The sequence below is a fragment of the Streptomyces sp. NPDC030814 genome, assembly GCF_055572155.1.
Window position 1 is genome coordinate 78,289 of sequence record NZ_JBVIDX010000026.1, and the last position, 21,286, is coordinate 99,574.

At 70.5% G+C, this 21,286-nt stretch carries 21 protein-coding genes; 14 read left to right on the forward strand and 7 right to left on the reverse strand.

Annotated elements, in window-relative coordinates; translation table 11 throughout:
• The first annotated feature begins 41 nt into the window (after window positions 1–41).
• Window positions 42–923: an AraC family transcriptional regulator gene (locus ACZ43N_RS35340; protein ID WP_468103136.1), complete on the forward strand. Its 882-nt coding sequence runs from the start codon at window positions 42–44 to the stop codon at window positions 921–923.
• Between the two features lie 138 nt (window positions 924–1,061).
• On the opposite strand, the gene ACZ43N_RS35345 is transcribed toward ACZ43N_RS35340, so the two are convergent.
• Window positions 1,062–2,864, reverse strand: coding sequence for a bifunctional metallophosphatase/5'-nucleotidase (locus ACZ43N_RS35345; RefSeq protein ID WP_468103137.1), 1,803 nt, complete (start codon window positions 2,862–2,864; stop codon window positions 1,062–1,064).
• Window positions 2,865–3,198: 334 nt separating this feature from the next.
• Here ACZ43N_RS35345 and mshD point away from each other — a divergent pair, with 334 nt between their 5' ends.
• The 9 genes from mshD to ACZ43N_RS35390 all read left to right on the forward strand — a co-directional run bounded on the left by mshD (window position 3,199) and on the right by ACZ43N_RS35390 (window position 12,580).
• Window positions 3,199–4,128, forward strand: coding sequence for a mycothiol synthase (gene mshD / locus ACZ43N_RS35350; protein ID WP_468103138.1), 930 nt, complete (start codon window positions 3,199–3,201; stop codon window positions 4,126–4,128).
• A gap of 125 nt (window positions 4,129–4,253) precedes the next feature.
• Complete coding sequence (locus tag ACZ43N_RS35355; protein ID WP_468103139.1) at window positions 4,254–4,649, forward strand: GntR family transcriptional regulator; 396 nt, start codon at window positions 4,254–4,256, stop codon at window positions 4,647–4,649.
• Entirely contained in the window at window positions 4,646–5,593 is a 948-nt protein-coding gene (locus ACZ43N_RS35360) for an ABC transporter ATP-binding protein (protein WP_468103140.1), read from the forward strand. The genes ACZ43N_RS35355 and ACZ43N_RS35360 overlap by 4 nt, the downstream gene beginning before the upstream one ends.
• Complete coding sequence (locus ACZ43N_RS35365) at window positions 5,590–6,576, forward strand: ABC transporter permease (protein WP_468103141.1); 987 nt, start codon at window positions 5,590–5,592, stop codon at window positions 6,574–6,576. The genes ACZ43N_RS35360 and ACZ43N_RS35365 overlap by 4 nt, the downstream gene beginning before the upstream one ends.
• Complete coding sequence (locus ACZ43N_RS35370; RefSeq protein ID WP_468103142.1) at window positions 6,573–7,568, forward strand: ABC transporter permease; 996 nt, start codon at window positions 6,573–6,575, stop codon at window positions 7,566–7,568. Before ACZ43N_RS35365 ends, ACZ43N_RS35370 begins: the two co-directional genes overlap by 4 nt.
• Window positions 7,565–8,407 carry an ABC transporter permease gene (locus tag ACZ43N_RS35375; protein ID WP_468103143.1) on the forward strand — a complete coding sequence of 281 codons (843 nt, stop codon included), beginning with the start codon at window positions 7,565–7,567 and terminating at the stop codon, window positions 8,405–8,407. Before ACZ43N_RS35370 ends, ACZ43N_RS35375 begins: the two co-directional genes overlap by 4 nt.
• Before the next feature lie 429 nt (window positions 8,408–8,836).
• Entirely contained in the window at window positions 8,837–11,068 is a 2,232-nt protein-coding gene (locus ACZ43N_RS35380; protein WP_468103172.1) for an RNA degradosome polyphosphate kinase, read from the forward strand.
• Window positions 11,049–12,170, forward strand: a complete 1,122-nt coding sequence (locus ACZ43N_RS35385; RefSeq protein WP_468103144.1) for a CHAD domain-containing protein — start codon at window positions 11,049–11,051, stop codon at window positions 12,168–12,170. Before ACZ43N_RS35380 ends, ACZ43N_RS35385 begins: the two co-directional genes overlap by 20 nt.
• Entirely contained in the window at window positions 12,167–12,580 is a 414-nt protein-coding gene (locus ACZ43N_RS35390) for an NUDIX hydrolase (RefSeq protein ID WP_468103145.1), read from the forward strand. The genes ACZ43N_RS35385 and ACZ43N_RS35390 overlap by 4 nt, the downstream gene beginning before the upstream one ends.
• A gap of 188 nt (window positions 12,581–12,768) precedes the next feature.
• Here the strand turns inward: ACZ43N_RS35390 and ACZ43N_RS35395 are convergent, their stop codons facing one another.
• On the reverse strand, window positions 12,769–12,933 hold the full coding sequence (locus ACZ43N_RS35395; RefSeq protein WP_468103146.1) for a hypothetical protein: 165 nt from the start codon (window positions 12,931–12,933) through the stop codon (window positions 12,769–12,771).
• A 153-nt stretch (window positions 12,934–13,086) separates the two neighbouring features.
• On the opposite strand from ACZ43N_RS35395, the gene ACZ43N_RS35400 reads away from it, so the two are divergent.
• Both ACZ43N_RS35400 and ACZ43N_RS35405 read left to right on the forward strand, forming a co-directional pair.
• Window positions 13,087–13,908, forward strand: coding sequence for a hypothetical protein (locus ACZ43N_RS35400; protein WP_468103147.1), 822 nt, complete (start codon window positions 13,087–13,089; stop codon window positions 13,906–13,908).
• Between the two features lie 129 nt (window positions 13,909–14,037).
• Entirely contained in the window at window positions 14,038–14,208 is a 171-nt protein-coding gene (locus ACZ43N_RS35405) for a hypothetical protein (protein WP_468103173.1), read from the forward strand.
• A 115-nt stretch (window positions 14,209–14,323) separates the two neighbouring features.
• Here ACZ43N_RS35405 and ACZ43N_RS35410 read toward each other — a convergent pair whose 3' ends face one another.
• The gene (locus ACZ43N_RS35410; protein WP_468103148.1) at window positions 14,324–14,689 is read right to left on the reverse strand and encodes a metal-sensitive transcriptional regulator; all 366 of its coding nucleotides are present in this window, start codon (window positions 14,687–14,689) and stop codon (window positions 14,324–14,326) included.
• A 188-nt stretch (window positions 14,690–14,877) separates the two neighbouring features.
• Between ACZ43N_RS35410 and ACZ43N_RS35415 the strand changes: the two genes are divergently transcribed.
• Both ACZ43N_RS35415 and ACZ43N_RS35420 read left to right on the forward strand, forming a co-directional pair.
• A complete protein-coding gene (locus ACZ43N_RS35415) occupies window positions 14,878–15,498 on the forward strand; it encodes a DUF47 domain-containing protein (RefSeq protein WP_468103149.1) in 621 nt (206 codons plus the stop codon).
• A 7-nt stretch (window positions 15,499–15,505) separates the two neighbouring features.
• On the forward strand, window positions 15,506–16,504 hold the full coding sequence (locus ACZ43N_RS35420; RefSeq protein ID WP_468103150.1) for an inorganic phosphate transporter: 999 nt from the start codon (window positions 15,506–15,508) through the stop codon (window positions 16,502–16,504).
• A gap of 152 nt (window positions 16,505–16,656) precedes the next feature.
• Here the strand turns inward: ACZ43N_RS35420 and pstB are convergent, their stop codons facing one another.
• The 4 genes from pstB to pstS form a co-directional block, all read right to left on the reverse strand.
• Entirely contained in the window at window positions 16,657–17,433 is a 777-nt protein-coding gene (gene pstB / locus ACZ43N_RS35425) for a phosphate ABC transporter ATP-binding protein PstB (protein WP_468103151.1), read from the reverse strand.
• 71 nt (window positions 17,434–17,504) lie between these two features.
• Window positions 17,505–18,569, reverse strand: coding sequence for a phosphate ABC transporter permease PstA (gene pstA / locus ACZ43N_RS35430; protein WP_468103152.1), 1,065 nt, complete (start codon window positions 18,567–18,569; stop codon window positions 17,505–17,507).
• Complete coding sequence (gene pstC / locus ACZ43N_RS35435; RefSeq protein ID WP_468103153.1) at window positions 18,566–19,573, reverse strand: phosphate ABC transporter permease subunit PstC; 1,008 nt, start codon at window positions 19,571–19,573, stop codon at window positions 18,566–18,568. The genes pstA and pstC overlap by 4 nt, the downstream gene beginning before the upstream one ends.
• 138 nt (window positions 19,574–19,711) lie before the next feature.
• The gene (pstS, locus tag ACZ43N_RS35440) at window positions 19,712–20,836 is read right to left on the reverse strand and encodes a phosphate ABC transporter substrate-binding protein PstS (protein WP_468103154.1); all 1,125 of its coding nucleotides are present in this window, start codon (window positions 20,834–20,836) and stop codon (window positions 19,712–19,714) included.
• Window positions 20,837–21,286: the final 450 nt, after the last annotated feature.

Consider the following 21,286-nt stretch of genomic DNA (forward strand, 5'->3'; position numbering starts at 1 on the left):
TCCTCTTCCTAACGTGAAGGGCGTAAGGGAAGGAGACCGAGGTGCTGGAGCGGCTGAACGAGGCCCTGGACCACATCGAGTCGCGGCTCGCCGAGCCGACCGAACCGATCGAGGTGACCGAGCTGGCCCGGATCGCGGCCACGTCGGAGTACCACTTCCGCCGGCTGTTCTCCGCGCTCGCGGGGATCTCGCTGTCGGAGTACATCCGGCGCCGGCGGCTCACCGTCGCGGGCGCCGAGGTGCTCGCCGGGGAGCGGACGCTGCTGGAGATCGCGGTGCGCTACGGCTACGGCTCGGGGGAGGCGTTCGCTCGTGCGTTCAAGGCGATGCACGGGGTGGGGCCCGGCGAGGCCCGGCGCGACCGGGCGGCGCTGCGCTCGCAGCCTCGGATGTCCTTCCGTCTCGTCGTGGAAGGGAACAGCAGCATGCGATACCGGGTCGTGGAGAAGGAGGATTTCCGTGTGGTCGGGAGGAAGGTCAGGGTTCCGCTGGTTCATGAAGGGGTGAATCCGGGGATCGCGGAGTTCATCCGGGGGCTCGGGCGGGACACGATCGAGCGGATCGCCGCGCTGTCCGACCAGGAGCCCGAGGGCGTCCTCGGGGTGAGCGACAATCTCGACCCGAGCCGGGCGGAGGGGACCGAACTCGACTACTACCACGCGGTGGTGACGTCGGCCGCCGTACCGGACGACATGGACTCGCTCGTCGTCCCGGCGGGTTCGTGGGCCGTCTTCGAGAGCTCCGGCCCGTTCCCGCAGGCCCTCCAGTACCTCTGGCGGGACGTCTTCACCCAGTGGTTCCCGTCCAACCCGTACCAGAGCAGGCCGGGCCCGGAGATCCTCCGCACCCGTCTCTCCGAGGACGCCACCGAGGCGGACGCGGAGCTGTGGATCCCCGTGGAGCGGACCTCGGTCGGCAAGTAGTCGAAACCTGGTCGGGGAGTAGTCGGACTCGGAGCGTGAAAACGCGAATCCCCGCGCCCCGGAGTACACCGGGACGCGGGGAACCGACTGACACTGCGGACCGACCGGTGCGGCGGACCGACCGATACGGCGGACCGACTAGCTGATGATCGTGATCCGGTTCGCCGTCGGCGGGGCGATCGGGTTGCCCGCCGAGGAGTTGGCGAGCAGGTACGCCTCCAGCGCGGCGAGGTCGTCGCCGCCGACCAGGTCGTTGGTGCCCTGGCCGAGCGTGGTGATGCCGTCGCCGCCGCCCGCGAGGAAGCTGTTCGTCGCGACGCGGTACGTGGCGGCGGGGTCGAGGGCCGCGCCGTTGAGCTTGATGGAGTCGACGACGATCCGGTCGGCGCCGGTCTTCGTCAGGTCCAGGGTGTAGGTGAAGCCCGTCGACGGCAGCAGGATCTTCGGGGAGGCCGCGTTGGAGCCGCTGACCTGCTCCTTGAGGATCTGGACGAGCTGGGCGCCCGTGAAGTTCTGCAGGTTCACCGTGTTGGAGAACGGCTGGACGGTGAAGCCCTCCGCGTAGGTGACGACGCCGTCGCCCTCGCTGCCCTTGGCGGCGTAGGTGAGGGGCGCGCGGACACCGCCGGGGTTCATCAGCGCGAGGTCGGTCTCCGGGTCCAGCTTCTTGCCGGCGGCGAGCTGCGCGTCGGCAATGAGGTCACCCATGGGGGACTCGGTGCCGGTGTTCGGGATGTCGGCGGATATGTAGCCGATGGGCCGGTTGCCGATGGGCGCGGCCAGGGTGTTCCACCGGTTGATGAGGTCCGTCATGTCGGCGGCCTTCGCCACGTCACGGGTCACCACGTGGTTCGCGGACTTCACGGCCGTACGGGAGATGTCACCGGTCTTGCGGTCGTACGTCAGCGTCGTGTCGGTGTAGAGGCGACCGAAGGACGCGGCCGAGGTGACCATGCGCGGCTTGCCCGACGGGTCGTTGATCGTGCAGGCGTACGCGGCGTGCGTGTGGCCGGTGACGAGGGCGTCGACCTTCGGGGTGATGTTCTTGGCGATGTCGACGATCGGGCCGGAGATGCCGTCACCGGCGCCGGGCGAGTCGCAGTCGTAGTTGTACGACGTGGAGGCGGGGGCACCGCCCTCGTGGATGAGCGCGACGACGGACTTGACGCCCTGGCGCTCCAGTTCCTTGGCGTACTTGTTGATCGTCTTGACCTCGTCCTTGAAGGTGAGGCCCTTGACGCCCTCGGCGGAGACGACGCCCGGCGTGTCCTCCAGGGTCACACCGATGAAGCCGATCTTGACGCCGTTCTTCTTCCACACCCAGTAGGGCTTGAGGAGGGGCTTCTTGGTCTTGTTCTCGATGACGTTCGCGGCGAGGTACGGGAAGTCCGCGCCCTTGAACTTCTTGCCCTTGACGTAGCAGCCGGCGGTGGGGTGGCAGCCGCCCCTCTGCAGGCGGGCCAGTTCCTTGGCGCCCTCGTCGAACTCGTGGTTGCCGACGCTCGTGACGTCGAGGTCGAGGTGGTTCAGCGCCTCGATGGTGGGCTCGTCGTGGAACAGACCCGACAGCAGGGGGGAGGCGCCGACCATGTCACCGGCGGCCGCCGTGATCGAGTACGGGCTGTCCCCGCGGGCCTCGCGCAGATGCGTGGCCAGGTACTCCACACCACCGGCGTTGATCGTCGTGGTCGTGCCGTCCTCGTGCAGCTCGGTCACCCGGCCCGAGGAACCGGCCGGCGGCTCCAGGTTGCCGTGCAGGTCGTTGAACGACAGCAGCTGCACGTCCTGGTAGCGGCTCGGCTCGGTCTTGGCCGGCTCGGCCTCACCGGCGCTCGCCGGAATCGCGGCAGCCAGCGCACCGACGGTCGCGAGGCCGGCCGCGACCGCGACGATCCGGTTGCGGCGGCTGCCACGGCGTTGCGCGTGGGGTGTGGCTGACATGTGCCCCCCTGGTTCGTAAGAGACGTAAGGAAAACGTGAGAACAGGCCCCGTCGGCCCGAAGCGTAGATTCAACGCGCGTAGCGCGACAGGGGGTTCATGGTTACGACCTGGTTGCCATCGAGGAGGATGGTTGACAAAACGGGGCGTATGGCACGACCGGGAGAGGCGCCAAAGGGCTCCATGCGCCGCCCCGCCGCGGAGGCTTGGAGCACCCCGTGTACGGCTGCGCCGCGGGGGCGCGATCCGGCCACGCACGACCCGTGCCCGCCACCCCGCGGAACCGACCGGGTTCCGAAGCGCCCTCCCGCCGCCGCCCCGGCTAATCTCGAACCCATGACCAGCGACGACACCGCCCGGCCCCACTCAGCCGCCCGCAGTATCGAGACCCGCCTGGAACTCACCCCCGACCAGAAGACGGCCGTCCTCGACCTCCTCGACGCAGCCGCCCAGGTCGACGGCCAGCCCGCGGTGTCCGAGCAGGGCCGCCTCCAACTCCGCGGCGCCGCCCGCGACGGCGTACGCCACCTCCTGCTCACCGTCGGCGACACCCTGGTCGGCTACGCCCAACTGGAGGACACCGACCCCGTCGAGGCCCCCGCGGCCGAACTCGTCGTCCACCCCTCGCACCGGGGCCACGGACACGGCCGGGCACTCGGTGCGGCCCTGCTCGCCGAGTCCGGCAAGCGCCTGCGGGTGTGGGCGCACGGCGGCCACTCGGCGGCCCGCCATCTCGCCCAGGTCCTCGGCCTCACCCTCTTTCGCGAACTGCGCCAGATGCGCCGCTCGCTGGCCGATTTCGATCCCCCGGAGCCGGTCCTCCCCGAGGGTGTCACCGTCCGCACCTTCGTCCCCGGCGAGGACGACGCGGCCTGGCTCGCCGCGAACGCCGAGGCGTTCGCCCACCATCCCGAACAGGGCTCCCTCACCCAGCGGGACCTCGACGACCGCGAGGCCGAGCCCTGGTTCGACCCGGCCGGCTTCTTCCTGGCGTTCCGGGGCGACGAACTCGTCGGCTTCCACTGGACGAAGGTCCACGCCACCGAACAGCTCGGTGAGGTCTACGTCGTGGGCGTCCGCCCCGGCGCCCAGGGCGGCGGCCTCGGCAAGGCGCTCACCACGATCGGCCTGCGCCACCTGGCCGCACAGGGCCTGCCGACCGCGATGCTCTACGTGGACGCTGACAACAAGGCGGCGGTGACCGTGTACGAACGCCTCGGATTCGTGACGTACGAGACGGATCTGATGTACCGCAGCGAAACCTGACGCACGGGCGGGAGCGAGGCTCCCCCGGCGGGAGTTGTCCACAGGCGAGGGGGCGGTGTGTTGACATCGCCCCCTCTCTTGCACCACCCTTTCACTACTCAATTAGTGAAAGGGTGGTTGTTCGAGTGGTCGAGTACCGCATCGACCGGCGCAGCGGTGTGGCCACCTATGTGCAGATCGTCCAGCAGACCAAACAGGCCCTGCGGCTGGGCCTGTTGGAACCCGGCGACAAGCTGCCCACGGCCCGCGAGGTCGTGGAGGCCACCGCCATCAACCCGAACACGGTGCTGAAGGCCTACCGCGAGCTGGAGCGCGAGGGCCTGGTCGAGGCCCGCCGCGGCCTCGGCACCTTCGTACGGAAGTCACTGGGCGCCCATCCGGTCGACTCCCCGCTGCGCGCGGAGCTGGACGCGTGGGCCGTCCGAGCCAGGAAGACCGGGCTCGAACGGGGCGACGTCGAGGCGCTCTTCACTTCGGTACTGGATGAACACTTCAAGGAAGATCAGGGGGACGAGGCATGACCGACACCGCCATCGAGGCGGCCGCGCTCGGCAAGAAGTTCGGGTGGCGGCAGGGCGGCTGGGCGCTGCGTGACTGCTCGCTGCGGCTCCCGGCGGGGCGCGTCTGCGCGGTCGTCGGGCCGAACGGCGCGGGCAAGTCGACGCTGCTGGCCCACGCGGCCGGACTGCTCGCCCCCACCGAGGGCACCATCAGCGTGCTGGGCACGACCCCGTCGGCCGCCCGCGAGCGCATGGCCTACGTCGCTCAGGACAAGCCCCTCTACCCGCAGCTCACCATCGCCGAGACCCTGCGCATGGGCGCCGAGCTCAACCCCCGCCGCTGGGACGCGGCCGTGGCCGAGCGGATCGTCGAGGAGGGCGGGCTGGACTTCGGCTCCAAGGTCCGCTCCCTCTCCGGCGGCCAGCGCACCCGTGTCGCCCTCGCCCTCGCCCTCGGCAAGCGGCCCGAACTGCTGCTGCTGGACGAGCCGATGGCCGACCTCGACCCGCTCGCCCGGCACCAGCTGATGGGCACCCTGCTCGCGGACTCCGCCGAACGCGGCACGACGGTCGTCATGTCCTCCCATGTCGTGGCCGAACTGGAGGGCTCCTGCGACCACTTGTTCCTCCTCGGCGGCGGCCGCGTCCGCCTGGCCGGCCCGCTGGACGCCCTCATGGCCGCCCACACCCTGGTCACGGGCCCGACCGGTGACCTCGGCCCGCACACCGTCGTCGAGTCGCGTACGACCGGCCGTCAGATCACCGCGCTCATACGGCCCGAGGGGCCGGTCGCCGCCGGCTGGCAGACCGCCGAGCCGACCCTGGAGGAGCTGGTCCTCGCCCATCTGCGGGCCCCCGGCGCCCCGTCGCTCACCCTCACCGACGAGGGCGACGAGAGCGACGACGACGGCCGGGGCCGCGAGGGCGAGACCAACGGAGCGGGGACCCGGGGGGCCTCCGTATGAGCGCCGTGACCGTGGTGTCCGCCGCGGCACCGGACCGCCGTCCCCTGCGTCCCGACCGCGGCCTGGCCCGCGCGGTGCTGCGCCCGCACCAGGCGGCGCTGTGGTTCTGGGGGCTGCTGGTGGCGCTGATCGGCGCCGGATTGCTGTGGGCCTCGGGGCCGGGGGTCGAAGCCGCCTGGGAGGCATATCTGAGGAGCGGCTGCCGGGAGACCGACTACTGCGTGCTGGACGCCGCCTACCAGGGATACGACACGCTCGTCTTCCTCGGCCCGGCCGTCCTGACCGTCGTCCCCGGCCTGGTCGCGGCCTGGGCGGGCGCCGCCCTGATCGGCCGTGAGCTGGAGAGCGGCACGGCGCACCTGGCCTGGACCCAGTCCGTCTCCCCGACCCGCTGGCTCACCGCCAAACTGGCGGTCGCGGCCGCCCTGATCGTCCCGGGGACGGTCCTGCTCACCCTGCTGAACCGCCTCGTGTGGTGGCGCGAGGAGCGACTTCGGCACGCGCTGATGACCCGGGACTGGTTCGACCACACCACCTTCACGGGCAACGGCACCCTCGCCACCGCCTACGCCCTGTTCGGCCTGGCCGTCGGCGTGCTGGCCGGTCTGCTGCTCCGCCGCTCGCTGCCCGCGCTGGCCGCCGGGTTCGCGGGCACCGTCGCCCTCATGGCCGCGCTGCAGGCGAACCGGGAGCACCTGTGGCCGGTGGTGGACGCCCGCTCGGCCACCACGGAGCCGCACTGGACCGGGATGCTCGTCGACCGGGGCATCGTCACCACCTCGGGCGACCGCGTCTCGAACGTCCTGTGCGAGGAGACCGACTGCGGCCGCAGCGACGTCGTCGGCCACTGGGCCCAGTTCCACCCCTCGTCCCACTTCTGGCCCCTCCAGCTCGTCGAGACCGGCATCGTCCTCGCCGTCACCGCCCTGCTGGTCCTGGCCGCCTTCCGCCTGCTGCGCCACCGCACAGGAGGCGCCGTATGACCGCCGTCATGACCAGCGCGTCCCGTACGAGAGGCGGCCCGCACGGCCTGACCTGGACACTGCTGCGCCTGCACAGCGCCGCCGTGTGGTGCTGGGCGCTCGCCGTCCTCGTGGCCGCCGGGTCCCTGGTGTGGGCCGCGGTACCGGGCAGGGAAGCCGCCTGGGCCACGTACGACTCGGGGCCCTGCCACAACGGAGTGCCGGACGCGGGCTGCGACCTCAACGCCCCCGCGATCCAGCTGTACGACACGGCCATGCACCTGGGCTCCGCGATCATCAACATCGCGCCGCTGCTCGTCGCCGTCTGGGCGGGTGCCGCTCTGATCGGCCGTGAGCTGGAGTCCGGCACGGCGAAACTGGCCTGGACCCAGTCCGTCACCCCGGCCCGCTGGCTCGCCGCCAAGCTCGTGCTCCCGGCGGGCCTGCTCACCGCCGGTACCCTCCTGCTGGTCCAGTTGCACCGGATGATGTGGCAGGCCCACACCGACCAGTGGAAGTCCTGGGGCACCTGGCGGTGGCACGACAGCCAGACCTTCGTCGCGAACGGCCCCGTCGCCCTCTCCCACGTCCTGCTCGGCCTCGCCGTCGGCGTCCTGGTCGGCCTGCTCACCCGTCGCTCCCTGGCCTCCCTGGGCTACGGCTTCTTCGCCATGGGCGGTCTGATCTACGCGCTCGAACTGACCCGGCCGTACCTGTGGCCGGCGAAAGCCGCGACGAAGCCGGCGACCGAGGGCCACCCCGGCTACATCGGCATGACCGTCGAGGAAGGCGGCATCACCCCCACCGGCGACCGCGTCCCCGACAACCCCTGCCTGACGAACGACAACTGCGTCCTCGGGCGGGACGTCGTCAGCCTTTATCGCGACTACCACCCCTCGTCCCACTTCTGGCCCCTCCAGCTGGTCGAGACCGGCGTCGTCCTCGCCGTCACCGCCCTGCTGGTCCTGATCTCCTTCCGCCTGTTGCGCCACCGAACGGGAGGCACGTCATGACGACCGCCGGCGGTACCACCACTCCCCTCGCCCGCCAGGGCCTCGGCCCCCGCGGCCTGCTCTGGACCGTGCTGCGCGTGCACCGCCCGGCCCTGCTGGTGTGGTGCGCGTACGTCCTGCTGATGGTCGGCTGGATGCTCTGGGTCCAGCACGTCTCGGGCGCGCGGCTGCGCGCCGAGCTGGCCGCCTGCCGGAGACAGGAGGGCGGCTGCATCGACGTGATGACGTTCAGCCACTCCATGAACGAGGGCTGGATCGGCACCTTCATCGCGTACTCCTCCTACGGCATCGCCGCCTGGGCCGGTGCCTCCCTCATCGGCCGCGAGCTGGAGCGGGGCACCGCCCAGCTGGCCTGGGCCCAGTCCGTCAGCCCCCTCCGCTGGCTCACCGCCAAGCTCGCGGTGCCGGCCGTCGCGCTGGCCGTCGGGACCGCCGTCCTGGTCCTGGTCTACCGCTGGTTCTGGTCGGCTGGCCAGGACCTGCGGGGCGGCGAGTGGTACGACCCCGACCCCTTCCTGAACCGCGGCCCGGCGGTCCTCGCGTACGCCCTGTGCGCCCTGGCCGTCGGCGCCCTCGCGGGCATCGCCCTGCGGCGCTCGCTGCCCGCCCTGGCCGTGGCGTTCGGCTTCATCCTCTGGTTCCACCTGTACGTCGACAGGCACTGGCACGAGCTGTGGCCGGCGAGGACCCTCTCCGGCAACGACGGCAGCTGGTTCACCAGCGACCACCCCGCCTCCCACTTCTGGCCCCTGCACCTGATGACCACCGGTGTCATCCTCGCCGTCACCGTCGTGGCCACCGCCGCCGCCTACTGGCTGCTGCGCCGCCGCACCCGCTGACGGCACCCGGACCCGGCACGCCCCTCCTACGGGGGGAGGGGCGTGCCGAACACGTACGGCGAGGCCGGGGGAGGCGGCGCACGTCGAGGGCCGGGTGTGCGCCCGCGGGAACCGGCGGGCCGCCCTGCGCTATCCCGCACGTAAGGTCTCCGTAACCGGCGATTCAGACGACCTTGCGACGCTTCCGCAATGAACCCCGTCGTGCCCGAGCCCTCGCCACCCCCACGCAACGGCCCAAGCAACGGGAAGAGCGCGGGGAGGGGCGCTCGCGCGGCCACCGCCGTGGGCCCTGCCGCGGCCTCCGTGCGCCCCGGCGCCACCGACGACGTCGTCGCGCGGATCGACGCCGACATCGCCGGAAACACCGCCGCGCTCCCACCAGCCCTCTCCGACGCGCCTGTGATGCTCGCGGCGCGGAAGAATGGTGCTATGAGCCAGTCCAACGCCCAGGCACAGGTCCAGCACGCGCAGCCGTCCGTCGGCTCCATAGCCGCCCACCGCCCCCACACGGTGGCGGCGGTCGTCTCCGATCTCGAACCCGACATGGACGCCGACCTCGACGCCTACGAGGAAGCCCCGTACGACGGCGACCGCCTCCCGCAGAACCGCTTCCTCGACCGGGAGCGCAGCTGGCTCGCGTTCAACGAGCGGGTCCTGGAGCTCGCCGAGGACCCGAACACCCCCCTGCTGGAACGGGCCAAGTTCCTGGCGATCTTCGCCAGCAACCTGGACGAGTTCTTCATGGTCCGCGTGGCTGGCCTGAAGCGCCGTATCGCCACCGGCGTGGCCACCAAGTCCGCCTCCGGCCTCCAGCCCCGCGAGGTGCTGGAGATGATCTGGGCCCGCTCCCGTGAGCTGATGGCCCGGCACGCCGCCTGCTTCCACGAGGACATCGCCCCGGCGCTCGCCGAGGAGGGCATCCACGTGGTCCGCTGGGGCGAGCTCACGGAGAAGGAGCAGGCCCGCCTGTTCACGCTCTTCCGGCATCAGATCTTCCCGGTCCTCACCCCGCTGGCCGTGGACCCGGCACACCCCTTCCCGTACATCTCGGGCCTCTCGCTGAACCTGGCCGTGGTCGTCCGCAACCCGGTCTCCGGCCACCGGCACTTCGCCCGGGTGAAGGTCCCGCCGCTGCTCTCCCGCTTCCTGGAGGCCTCCCCCAGCCGCTACGTCCCCATCGAGGACGTGATCGCGGCCCACCTGGAGGAGCTGTTCCCCGGCATGGAGGTGCTGGAGCACCACGCGTTCCGCCTCACCCGCAACGAGGACCTGGAGGTCGAGGAGGACGACGCCGAGAACCTGCTCCAGGCCCTGGAGAAGGAGCTCATGCGGCGCCGCTTCGGTCCGCCGGTGCGCCTGGAGGTCGAGGAGTCCATCGACCGGTACGTCCTCGACCTGCTGGTCCGCGAGCTGAAGATCTCCGAGGCCGAGGTGTACCCGCTGCCGGGCCCCCTCGACCTCACCGGTCTCTTCGGCATCGGCGCCCTGGACCGGCCCGAGCTGAAGTACCCGAAGTTCATCGCCGGCACCCACCGCGACCTGGCCGAGGTCGAGTCGGCCTCGCCGCCCGACATCTTCGCCGCCCTGCGCGAGCGCGACGTGCTGCTGCACCACCCGTACGACAGCTTCTCCACCTCCGTGCAGGCGTTCCTGGAGCAGGCGGCCGCCGACCCGGACGTCCTCGCCATCAAGCAGACCCTGTACCGGACCTCCGGCGACTCCCCGATCGTGGACGCGCTGATCGACGCCGCCGAGTCCGGCAAGCAGGTGCTCGTCCTGGTCGAGATCAAGGCCCGCTTCGACGAGCAGGCCAACATCAAGTGGGCCCGCAAGCTGGAGGAGGCGGGCTGCCACGTCGTCTACGGCCTGGTCGGTCTGAAGACCCACTGCAAGCTCTCCCTGGTGGTCCGCCAGGAGGGCGAGACCCTGCGCCGCTACAGCCACGTCGGCACCGGCAACTACCACCCGAAGACGGCCCGCCTCTACGAGGACCTGGGCCTGCTGACGGCCGACCCGCAGGTCGGCGCCGACCTCTCCGACCTCTTCAACCGGCTCTCCGGCTACTCCCGCCGCGAGACCTACCGCCGTCTCCTCGTCGCCCCCAAGTCGCTGCGCGACGGCCTGATCGCCCGGATCAACAAGGAGGTCCAGCACCACCGCGCCGGACGTCCCGCGTACGTCCGCATCAAGGTCAACTCGATGGTGGACGAGGCCCTGATCGACGCCTGCTACCGCGCCTCGCAGGCCGGGGTGCCGGTCGACATCTGGGTGCGCGGCATCTGCGCGGTACGACCGGGCGTCCCCGGCCTCTCGGAGAACGTCCGGGTCCGTTCCGTGCTCGGCCGCTTCCTGGAGCACTCCCGGATCTTCGGCTTCGGCAACGGCGGCGAGCCCGAGGTGTGGTTCGGCAGCGCCGACATGATGCACCGCAACCTCGACCGCCGGATCGAGGCCCTCGTACGAGTCACCGATCCGGCCCACCGGGCGGCCCTCAACCGCCTGCTGGAGACCGGTATGTCCGACACGACCTCCTCCTGGCACCTCGGCCCCGACGGCGAGTGGACCCGGCACTCGACCGACCCGGACGGCCAGCCCCTGCGCAACGTCCAGGAGATGCTCATTGACGCCCGGAGGCGCCGGCGTGGCACAGCGACACCTTGACCCCGCGAACTCCACGGCCGTCGCCGCCGACGCCCTCGCCGGCTATCTGCGGTGCCAGGCCACCGAGTTCCTCCGCGCGCTGCGCACCCACCGGGAGACCGGTGGGGGCGGTGGGGGTGCCCCCGCTCGAGCGCAGCCGAGAGTGGGGGAGTCCGGAGCCGAGGAGTCGACCGACGCGGCGCTCGCCCTGCGCCGCTCGGCCCGCCGCATCAGCGGCACCCTCCACACCTTCCGCCCCCTGCTCGACGCCGACTGGTCGGAGTCCCTCCGCCCCGAACTGGCCTGGCTGTCGGGCACCCTGGGCCGCGAGCACGCCTACGCGGCCCGTCTGGACCGCCTGGTGACGGCCCTGAACCGGCTGTCCGGAGCCGCCACCGTTTTCCCCTCCCAGGCCGGCGCCGCCGGGGCGGGACGAGCGGGCCCGGCGCAGCCCGGTGCCACCGGCCCCGGCACCCGCCCCCCGGCCACGGCCGACCGCGGCAACCTCACCGTCGGCGCCGCGAAGGCGGGCGCCCTGCTCGACCGCCAGCTCACCCTCGCCCGCACCCGAGCCCACTCGGCGGCCCTCCAGGCCCTCGGCTCCTCCCGCTTCCACGCCGTCGCCGACAGCGTCGCCGTCCTCGCCAGCGAGGTCCCCCTCACCCCCGCCGCGACCACCGCGGACCTGCGCCCCCTGGCCGCCGCCGCCCACGACCGCCTCCGCGACGCGGTCGTCGGCCTGCCCCTGCTGACCGCCGGACACCCCTACAACGCCGAGGCCCTCATCCACGGCCTCTCCCCCGACACCGCCCCCCACCCCCAGGACGCCCCCTGGCACCAGGTCCGGCTCCTCCTGCGCCTCCACCGCTACGCCCTGGAGGTCCTCCACCCCCAGTCCGTCCCCGTGGACGTACGCCTCCTCGCGGCCGGCGAGGCCCTCAACCGCCATCGCGACGCCTCCGAGGCGGCCTCCGCGGCGGCCGCCGCCGCCCGCACCCCCCGGATCGCCCCGGCCACGGCCTACGCCCTCGGCGTCCTGCACGCCGACCAGCGCCACGAAGTCGAAGCGGCCCGCTTCGCGTTCCACCAGTCCTGGCAGAAGGAGGCGGTGAGCACGTCATGAGCGACGATGTCATCCACGCGGCGGGCTGTGTCCTGTGGCGCCGGTCCCCCGCCGCCGGGGAAGTGGAGATCTGCCTCGTCCACCGGCCGAAGTACGACGACTGGTCGCACCCCAAGGGGAAGTTGAAGCGGGGCGAGGCCCCTCTCGACGGCGCGTTGCGCGAGGTGGAGGAGGAGACCGGGTACCTCTGTGAGCCCGGCCCGCGCCTGCCCACGACCCACTACTTCGTGGGCGGACGCGCCAAGCAGGTGCGTTACTGGGCGGCCGAGGCGACCGGCGGCGTCTTCACGCCGAGCCGAGAGGTGGACCGCGTGCTCTGGCTGGACCCGGCCGCCGCCAGTGTCCGTCTCACCCAGCCCCGCGACCGGGAACTGGTCGAGGAGTTCCTGGCGACGCTCCGCCACGCATGACCCTCGGCCCCGCATGCCCGCTCTGAGGGTTCCTTTCACTATGAGCGTCCGATCAGGTCGCGTGGTCTGGTGTCGTGCATCGCAAGGCGCCGGAAGGTCCTCGTAGCGGAGCTACTAGGACCTTTGGGCAACGCGGCGAGGTGCGGCACCAGACCACGCGACCCGGGCGGGCATAGTGAAAGGACCCCTCAGGCCCCGGCCGCGTGTCCCTCGGCGTCGGTCCGGGCCAGGCTGCGGGCCCTGCGTGCCGGGCCGCGCCAGCCGCAGGTGCAGCGGGCCACGCAGAAGCGCCCCTGTTCAACGGTCGTCGTGCGGTGCTCCTGCGGTAAGACCGCCTCGTCGTGCTGTGCCACACCGATGACGTTACCCAGGACAGGTGAACGTCTCCCCAACTCCGCTGCCCCGCCCCCGCCCGAGCCCCCGCCGCCGCGTGACGACCGCCCGTACCCGTCGTTAACCCGGCGACAGGAGGACCCGGTACGGACCGGCCAGGGGGGTTGCGGGCGATGGTGACGCGGCGGCACAGCAGGGCCGGCTCGGTGGTCGTCGCGGCGGGTCTGATGGTCTCCCCCCTGGGCTGTGTGCCCGGCGGCCCCGGCGACGACGCCGTCCCCTCCGACCCCGTCGACCTCCTCCACCGTGCCGCCCCCGCCCTCGTCCGCGAGGGCAGCTCCAAGACCCGTACGGAGATGGAGATGGCCACCGGCGGCACCCGTGTCACCATCCGCGGCGAGGGCGTCTACGACTACGGCAGACAGCTCGGCCGGCTGACGGTGCTGCTGCCACAGGACCCCGCCGGCACCAGCGATCACCACCCCATCACCGAACTCCTCGCCCCCGGCGCCCTGTTCATGAAGAACCGGGGCGCGGGCGTCCCTCCCGACAAATGGGTCCGCGTCGACACCGGCACCCTCTCCGACGGCAACCTGGTCACCGGCGGCGCCACCGACCCGTTCGCCGCCGCCGAGGTCCTGCGCGGCACGCGCACCGCGACCTATGTCGGCCGGACCGAGATCGAGGGCGTCCCCGTCCGCCACTACCGCGGCACCGCCGACCTCACCGCCGCGTCCCGCGCCGCCTCCGAGGGCAACCGGGCCCCGTTGCGCGCGGCGGCCCGGGGGTTCGCCACCGCGCGGGTCCCCTTCGACGCGTACCTCGATGACGAGGGCCGGATCCGCAAGGTCCGCCACCGGTTCAGCTTCGTCAACGGCCGGCAGCAGGGCACGGTGGCCGTCGCCTCGACGACGCTGCTGTACGCCTTCGGCGTCCACGTCGACGTACGGCTGCCGCGGCCCGAGGACATCTACGCCGGGAAGATCGCGGAGTGATCAGGACGACCGGAGTCCGGGGCACTGGGGGACAGCGGGGGGCCGGAAATGGTCCGTTGGTGCCATGCGCGGTCTGTGGGCCGCTGCCTACCCTAGGAGGTCGGTGACGGCGGAGAAGAGGTGATGCGCGTGGCTCCGGCAGGCGGTACGGCTGTTCATGACCACGTGGCCCTCGCCGAGATCGAGCTCTGCGGCGAACTCATCATCGCCGCCTCGGCCACCGACGGGGACCGCCTCAGCCCCGACCGCATCGACGAGGTCCTCCGCGTAGGGGAAGAACGCACCCAGGACACCCCGTAGTTCGCGTCTCCCGGTCCTCCGGACAAGGTGACGGCCCCCACCCGCCGAAGCGTGCGGGAGCCGTATAGGCGGACAGTGGCCGATATCCGATCATCCAGCGCGGCCGGGCGGGCGCTCAGGTCCGCAGCAGCCGGCCGATCGCCTTCGTGGCCTCCTCCACCTTCGCGTCGACCTCTGCACCCCCCTTGAGGGCCGCGTCGGCGACGCAGTGCCGCAGGTGTTCCTCCAGCAACTGCAGCGCGAAGGACTGCAGCGCCTTGGTGGAGGCGGAGACCTGCGTGAGTATGTCGATGCAGTAGACATCCTCGTCGACCATCCGCTGGAGCCCTCGGATCTGGCCCTCGATACGCCTCAAACGCTTGAGATGCTCATCCTTCTGATGGTGATACCCATGGATTCCATGGTCGTGATCGGTCACGACGGGCGGCTCCACGGCCCCTGCGACGGAGGGCGCTTCCGCGCCGGCCCCGGTGGTCGTCATCGCGTCCTCCAGACATATACCCCTACTGGGTATATCGTACCGAACTTTGGCGGGTATACGGCCTGCGGGCGGCCCCCCTGCCGACCGCTGTACCCGATGGGCGACACTGGGGGACGGCCCATTAGCCGTGGCCGGATGATGCACTTAGCATCAGCCTGACCGAAACCGATGCACCCCGAGGACCCCTTGTGCGCTTTCGTCTGACCCCCAGGGAGACGAGCTTCTACGACATGTTCGCCGCCTCCGCGGACAACATCGTCACGGGCTCGAAACTCCTGATGGAACTGCTCGGAGCGGACACGTCCGCCCGGGCCGAGATCGCGGAGCGCATGCGGGCAGCGGAGCACGCCGGTGACGACGCCACCCATGCGATCTTCCACCAGCTGAACTCCTCGTTCATCACGCCGTTCGACCGCGAGGACATCTACTCCCTCGCATCCTCACTCGACGACATCATGGACTTCATGGAGGAGGCCGTCGACCTGGTCGTCCTCTACAACATCGAGGAACTGCCGAAGGGCGTCGAGCGGCAGATCGAGGTCCTGGCGCGCGCGGCCGAGCTGACCGCCGAGGCGATGCCCAACCTCCGCACGATGGACAACCTCACCGAGTACTGGATCGAGGTGAACCGGCTGGAGAACCAGGCGGACCAGGTCCACCGCAAGCTGCTCGCCTATCTCTTCAGCGGCAAGTACGACGCCATCGAGGTCCTGAAGCTCAAGCAGATCGTGGATGTGCTGGAAGAGGCGGCGGACGCCTTCGAGCACGTGGCGAACACGGTGGAGACCATCGCGGTCAAGGAGTCCTGAGCCCTTCATGGACACCTTCGCTCTGGTCGTGACCATCGGGGTCGCGCTCTTCTTCACCTACACCAACGGCTTCCACGACTCCGCGAACGCGATCGCGACGTCGGTGTCGACGCGTGCGCTCACGCCGCGGGCCGCCCTCGCCATGGCTGCGGTCATGAACCTGATCGGCGCGTTCCTGGGCAGTGGTGTCGCCAAGACGGTCAGCGAGGGGCTGATCTCCACGCCGGAGGGCTCGAAGGGGATGGGCATCCTCTTCGCGGCCCTCGTCGGCGCGATCACCTGGAACCTCGTCACCTGGTACTTCGGCCTGCCGTCCTCCTCCTCCCACGCGCTGTTCGGCGGCATGGTGGGCGCGGCCCTCGCGGGCGGTACGACGGTCTACTGGTCCGGCGTCCTGGAGAAGATCGTCATCCCGATGTTCGTCTCCCCGGTGGTCGGCCTGGTCGTCGGCTACCTGGTGATGGCGGCGATCATGTGGATCTTCCGCCGTGCCAACCCGCACAAGGCCAAGCGCGGTTTCCGTATAGCGCAGACCGTGTCGGCGGCCGGCATGGCGCTCGGCCACGGTCTCCAGGACGCCCAGAAGACGATGGGCATCGTCGTAATGGCCCTGGTCATCGCGGACGTCGAGGACTACGGCGACCCGATCCCGATCTGGGTGAAGATCGTCTGCGCCGTGATGCTGTCCCTCGGCACGTACGCGGGCGGCTGGCGCATCATGCGCACCCTGGGCCGGAAGATCATCGAACTCGACCCGCCGCAGGGTTTCGCCGCGGAGACCACCGGCGCGTCGATCATGTTCGTCACGGCCTTCATCTTCAAGGCCCCCATCTCGACGACCCACATCATCACCTCGGCGATCATGGGCGTCGGCGCCACCAAGCGGGTGAACGCGGTCCGCTGGGGCGTCGCCAAGAACATCATCCTCGGCTGGTTCATCACCATGCCGGCGGCAGCCATCGTCGCCGCGACCAGTTTCTGGATCGTGAACCTGGCCTTCCTCTGACGGGAACACCGTCGAAAAGGGCGCGGGCCCGCCCCCCGGGAGCCGGGGGACGGGCCCTTTACCTACCTCGTGGCGGCACCGCCATGCAGCGCCACGAGGGGTCCTGGGGGGCGGGCCGGAACCGGCACGGCGGCTCCGGCCCACGTGTCGGCCTAGCCGAAGCGGCCGGAGATGTAGTCCTCGGTGGCCTGCACCGACGGGTTGGAGAAGATCCGCTCGGTGTCGTCGACCTCGATCAGCTTGCCCGGCTGCCCGACGGCCGCCAGGTTGAAGAACGCCGTGCGGTCCGACACACGCGCCGCCTGCTGCATGTTGTGCGTCACGATGACGATCGTGAACTGTTCCTTCAGCTCACCGATGAGGTCCTCGATGGCGAGCGTGGAGATCGGGTCCAGGGCCGAGCAGGGCTCGTCCATGAGCAGCACCTTCGGCTCGACCGCGATCGCCCGGGCGATGCACAGGCGCTGCTGCTGACCGCCGGAGAGGCCGGAGCCCGGCTTGCCCAGGCGGTCCTTGACCTCGTTCCAGAGGTTGGCGCCCTTGAGGGACTTCTCGACGACATCGTCCATCTCGGACTTCTTCTTGTTGCCGACGAGCTTCAGGCCGGCCGCCACGTTGTCGTAGATCGACATCGTCGGGAACGGGTTCGGGCGCTGGAAGACCATGCCGACCTCACGCCGCACCGACACCGGGTCGACCCCCGCGCCGTACAGGTCCTCGTCGTCGAGCATGACCTTGCCTTCGACGCGGCCACCCGGCGTGACCTCGTGCATCCGGTTCAGGGTGCGCAGGAAGGTGGACTTGCCGCAGCCGGAGGGGCCGATGAAGGCCGTCACGGTGCGGGGCTCGACGGTCATCGAGATGTCCTCGATGGCCCGGAAGGAGCCGTAGTAGGCGTTGAGGCCGCTGACGTCGATTCGCTTGGCCATGGAGATCACTGCTTCTTTCGCGAGGAATTCGCGGGGAATTCGCTGGGGGAACTGGTCGCTGTTTGGCCGCGTCAGCGACCGGTCTTGGGAGCCTTCCAGCGGGCGATGCCGCGGGCCGCCAGGTTCAGGATCATGATGAAGGCGATGAGCGTCAGGGCTGCCGCCCAGGCACGGTCGTACGCCGCTCCGGAGCCTCCGCTGTTGGCGTACTGCAGATAGATGTACATCGGCAGCGACGCCTGCGGATCGGAGAAGGGATTCGTGTTGATGAAGTTCGAACCCCACACCAGCAGCAGGACCGGGGCGGTCTCACCGGCGATACGGGCGACCGCGAGCATCACACCTGTCGTGATACCGCCGATCGCGGTCGGCAGCACCACCTTGAGGATGGTGCGCCACTTCGGCACGCCCAGCGCCAGCGAGGCCTCGCGCAGCTCGTTCGGAACGAGCTTGAGCATCTCCTCGGTGGAGCGGACGACCACCGGCAGCATCAGGATGGTCAGCGCCATCGCGCCGGCGAAACCGGAGGGGCCCATGTCCAGGATCAGGATCCAGGTACTGAGGATGAACAGGCCCGCGACGATCGACGGGACACCCGTCATGACGTCGACGAAGAAGGTGACGGCCTTGGCGAGCCTGCCGCGGCCGTACTCGACCAGGTAGATCGCGGTCAGCACACCGATGGGCACGGAGATCAGGGTGGCGAGGCCGACCTGCTCCAGGGTGCCGAGGATGGCGTGGTAGATGCCGCCGCCGGGCTCGGTGTCGGCGACCACGCCCATCGAGTGCGTGAGGAAGTAGGTGTCGAGGACCTTCACACCGCGGCTGACGGTCTCCCAGACGAGGGAGGCCAGCGGGACGACGGCGAGGAGGAAGGCGACCCAGACGACGCTGGTCGCGACGCGGTCCTTGGCCTGCCGCTTGCCCTCGACGCGGGCGGCGATACCGAAGGTGCCGGCGACGAAGAGGACTCCCGCGATGAGGGCCCACTGGATGGAGCTCTCCAGGCCCAGCGCGGTGGAGATGCCGATGCCGAGGCCGACCGAGGCGGCGGCGACCGCCCAGGAGAACCACTTGGGCAGGGACGCGGCACGCAGGGTGCTGGGGCGCCGGTCGGAGAGAGTTGCGTTGCTCATGCGTTGGCCCCCGAGAACTCCTTGCGGCGGGCGATGATCAGGCGGGCCGCGCCGTTGACCAGCAGGGTGATGACGAACAGGACCAGACCGGAGGCGATGAGCGCGTCCCGGCCCATCTCGGTGGCCTCGCTGAACTTGCTGGCGATGTTCTGGGCGAAGGTGCCGCCGCCCGGGTCGAGCAGGCTGAGGTTGATCTCGAAGCTGGAGGACAGGACCATCGCGACGGCCATCGTCTCGCCGAGCGCGCGGCCGAGGCCGAGCATCGAGGCGGAGATGACACCGGAGCGCCCGAAGGGCAGGACCGCCATGCGGATGACCTCCCAGCGGGTGGCGCCGAGGGCGAGCGCGGCCTCCTCGTGCATCTGCGGGACCTGGCGGAAGACCTCGCGGCTCACGTTGGTGATGATCGGCAGGATCATGATCGCGAGCAGGATGCCGACGGTGAGCATCGAACGGGGGGCGCCGCCCTGCCATTCGAAGATGCCGGTCCAGCCGAGGTAGTCGTTCAGCCAGCCGTAGAGGCCGTCGAGCTGCGGTACGAGCACGAGAGCGCCCCACAGGCCGTACACGATGGACGGCACGGCGGCGAGCAGGTCGACCACGTACGCGATGGGGCCGCCCAGCTTGCGCGGGGCGTAGTGCGTGATGAACAGGGCGATTCCGACGGCGACCGGGACCGCGATGGCCATGGCGATGAGCGACGACACGACGGTGCCGAAGGCCAGCACGGCGATGCCGAAGACCGGCGGGTTGCCGGTGGGGTTCCACTCGAAGGTGGTGAAGAAGTTGCCCTCGTCCTTGCTGATCGCGAGCACGGCGCGGTAGCTGAGGAACACGGCGATGGCCGCCATGATCGCCAGCAGGAAGATGCCGGAGCCGCGGGAGAGGCCGAGGAAGATCCGGTCGCCGGGACGGGTGGCGCCGCGGGCGGCACGCTTCTCCTCCGCGGCGGGGGGCGGCGGTGTGGAGGGAAGTGGAGCGTCTTTGGTAGTCGATATGTCCATCAGGTTCTCCGGTCTGCGGAGCCGTCGTCGTGCGGACGGCGACTCGGGGCGGAGCCCTCCGCGGTGGCGGAACGACTCCTGGCGGCGGTGCACCGGACGGTGCGGCCCAGTCCCGGTAGGGGCTGGGCCGCACTCAGGTCAGCTCAGGCCCGAGATGGTGCTGCGGACCTTGGTGATGATCTCCTCGGGCATCGGGGCGTAGCCGGCGTCGGCGAGCAGGCCCTGACCGTCCTCGGAGGCGATGTAGGTGAGGAAGGACTTGGTGGCGGGCAGCGTGTCCGCCTTGTTGCCCTTGTCACAGACGATCTCGTAGGTGACCAGGGTGATCGGGTAGGCGCCCTCGGCGGTCGGCGTGTAGTTGAGCTTCAGCGCGAGGTCCTTGCCGGTGCCCACGACCTTGGCCTCGGAGATGGCCTTGGTGGCGTTCTCGACGGTCGCCTTGACCGGCTCGGTGGCGCCGGTCTTGATGTCGACCGTGCTCATGCCGTCCTTGGCGTACGAGAGCTCCATGTAGGAGATCGCGCCCTTGGTCTCCTTCACGCCCTGGGCGACACCGGAGGAGCCCTGCGCGGACTGGCCGCCCTTGGCCTGCCAGGCCTTGCCGCCCTCGTACTTCCACTGGTCGGGAGCGGCGGCGATCAGGTACTTGGTGAAGTTGTCCGTGGTGCCGGACTCGTCCGAGCGGTGGTACGGCTGGATCTTGAGGTCGGGGAGCTTCGCGTCGGGGTTGAGCGCCGCGATGGCCTTGTCGTTCCAGTTGGTGATCTTGCTGTCGAAGATCAGGGCGAGGGTCTTGGCGTCCAGGACCAGGTTGTCGACACCCGGGACGTTGTAGCCGACCGCGATCGGGCCGCCGACCATCGGCAGGTCGATGCCCTGACCGCCGGTGCAGACCTTCTTGGAGGCGGTGACCTCTTCCGGCTTCAGCGCGGAGTCGGAGCCGGCGAAGGCGACCTGGCCCTGGGTGAACGCGGTGATACCGGCGCCCGAACCGCTGCCCTTGTAGTTGATCTGGACGCTCTTGCAGGCGGCCGTGTACTGCTTGACCCAGGCGTCGATGGCGTTCTTCTGCGCGGAGGAGCCGTCGGCCAGCAGCTGGCCCTTGGCGTCGCCGCAGTCGATCTTGCTGTTGGCCGGCGCCGTGCTGTCGCCCGCGGTGCCGCCCGTGTCGTCCGACCCACAAGCCGTCAGGGTCAGGACGCCGGTGACGGCGACAGCACCGAGAGAAAGGGCGCGCAGCCGGTTCTTGCGCTGAAGCTTCACTTTCGGGAGTTCCTTCCAGGAGCCGCCGTCCACATGGCGGCGTGCGAAGTCGTCGTATCAGCCTCGGGGGTGCTCTTGCGGGCACCTCTCGCCCCTCAGGCTGCTGTCGTCACGGGACGGGGCCGCGCTATGGGCCCGCACCCCGCACCGGGTAAGGCCGAAATTAGGCAGATCAGGTGAAGCCGCCGATGGACGGAAGTGAACGGCGAGTGAACCCCTGCCGACAGTGCGGTGAGGTAACGGAATGCTTACGGAGCCCGCCACCCCCCTGGACGGGGCACCCACCCGCAGGGCCACCCTGCACTGGGGGAGCGACCAGCGCATATGCAGTTTTCCGGGGCGAGGAAATCCTTAAGAAAAGGAAACTGCACGCATACCGGACACGTCCACCGCAACACGGGCCAGGAGCCCGGGGAACCGCGCGAGGTACCACGACGAACCCGCGCCCTC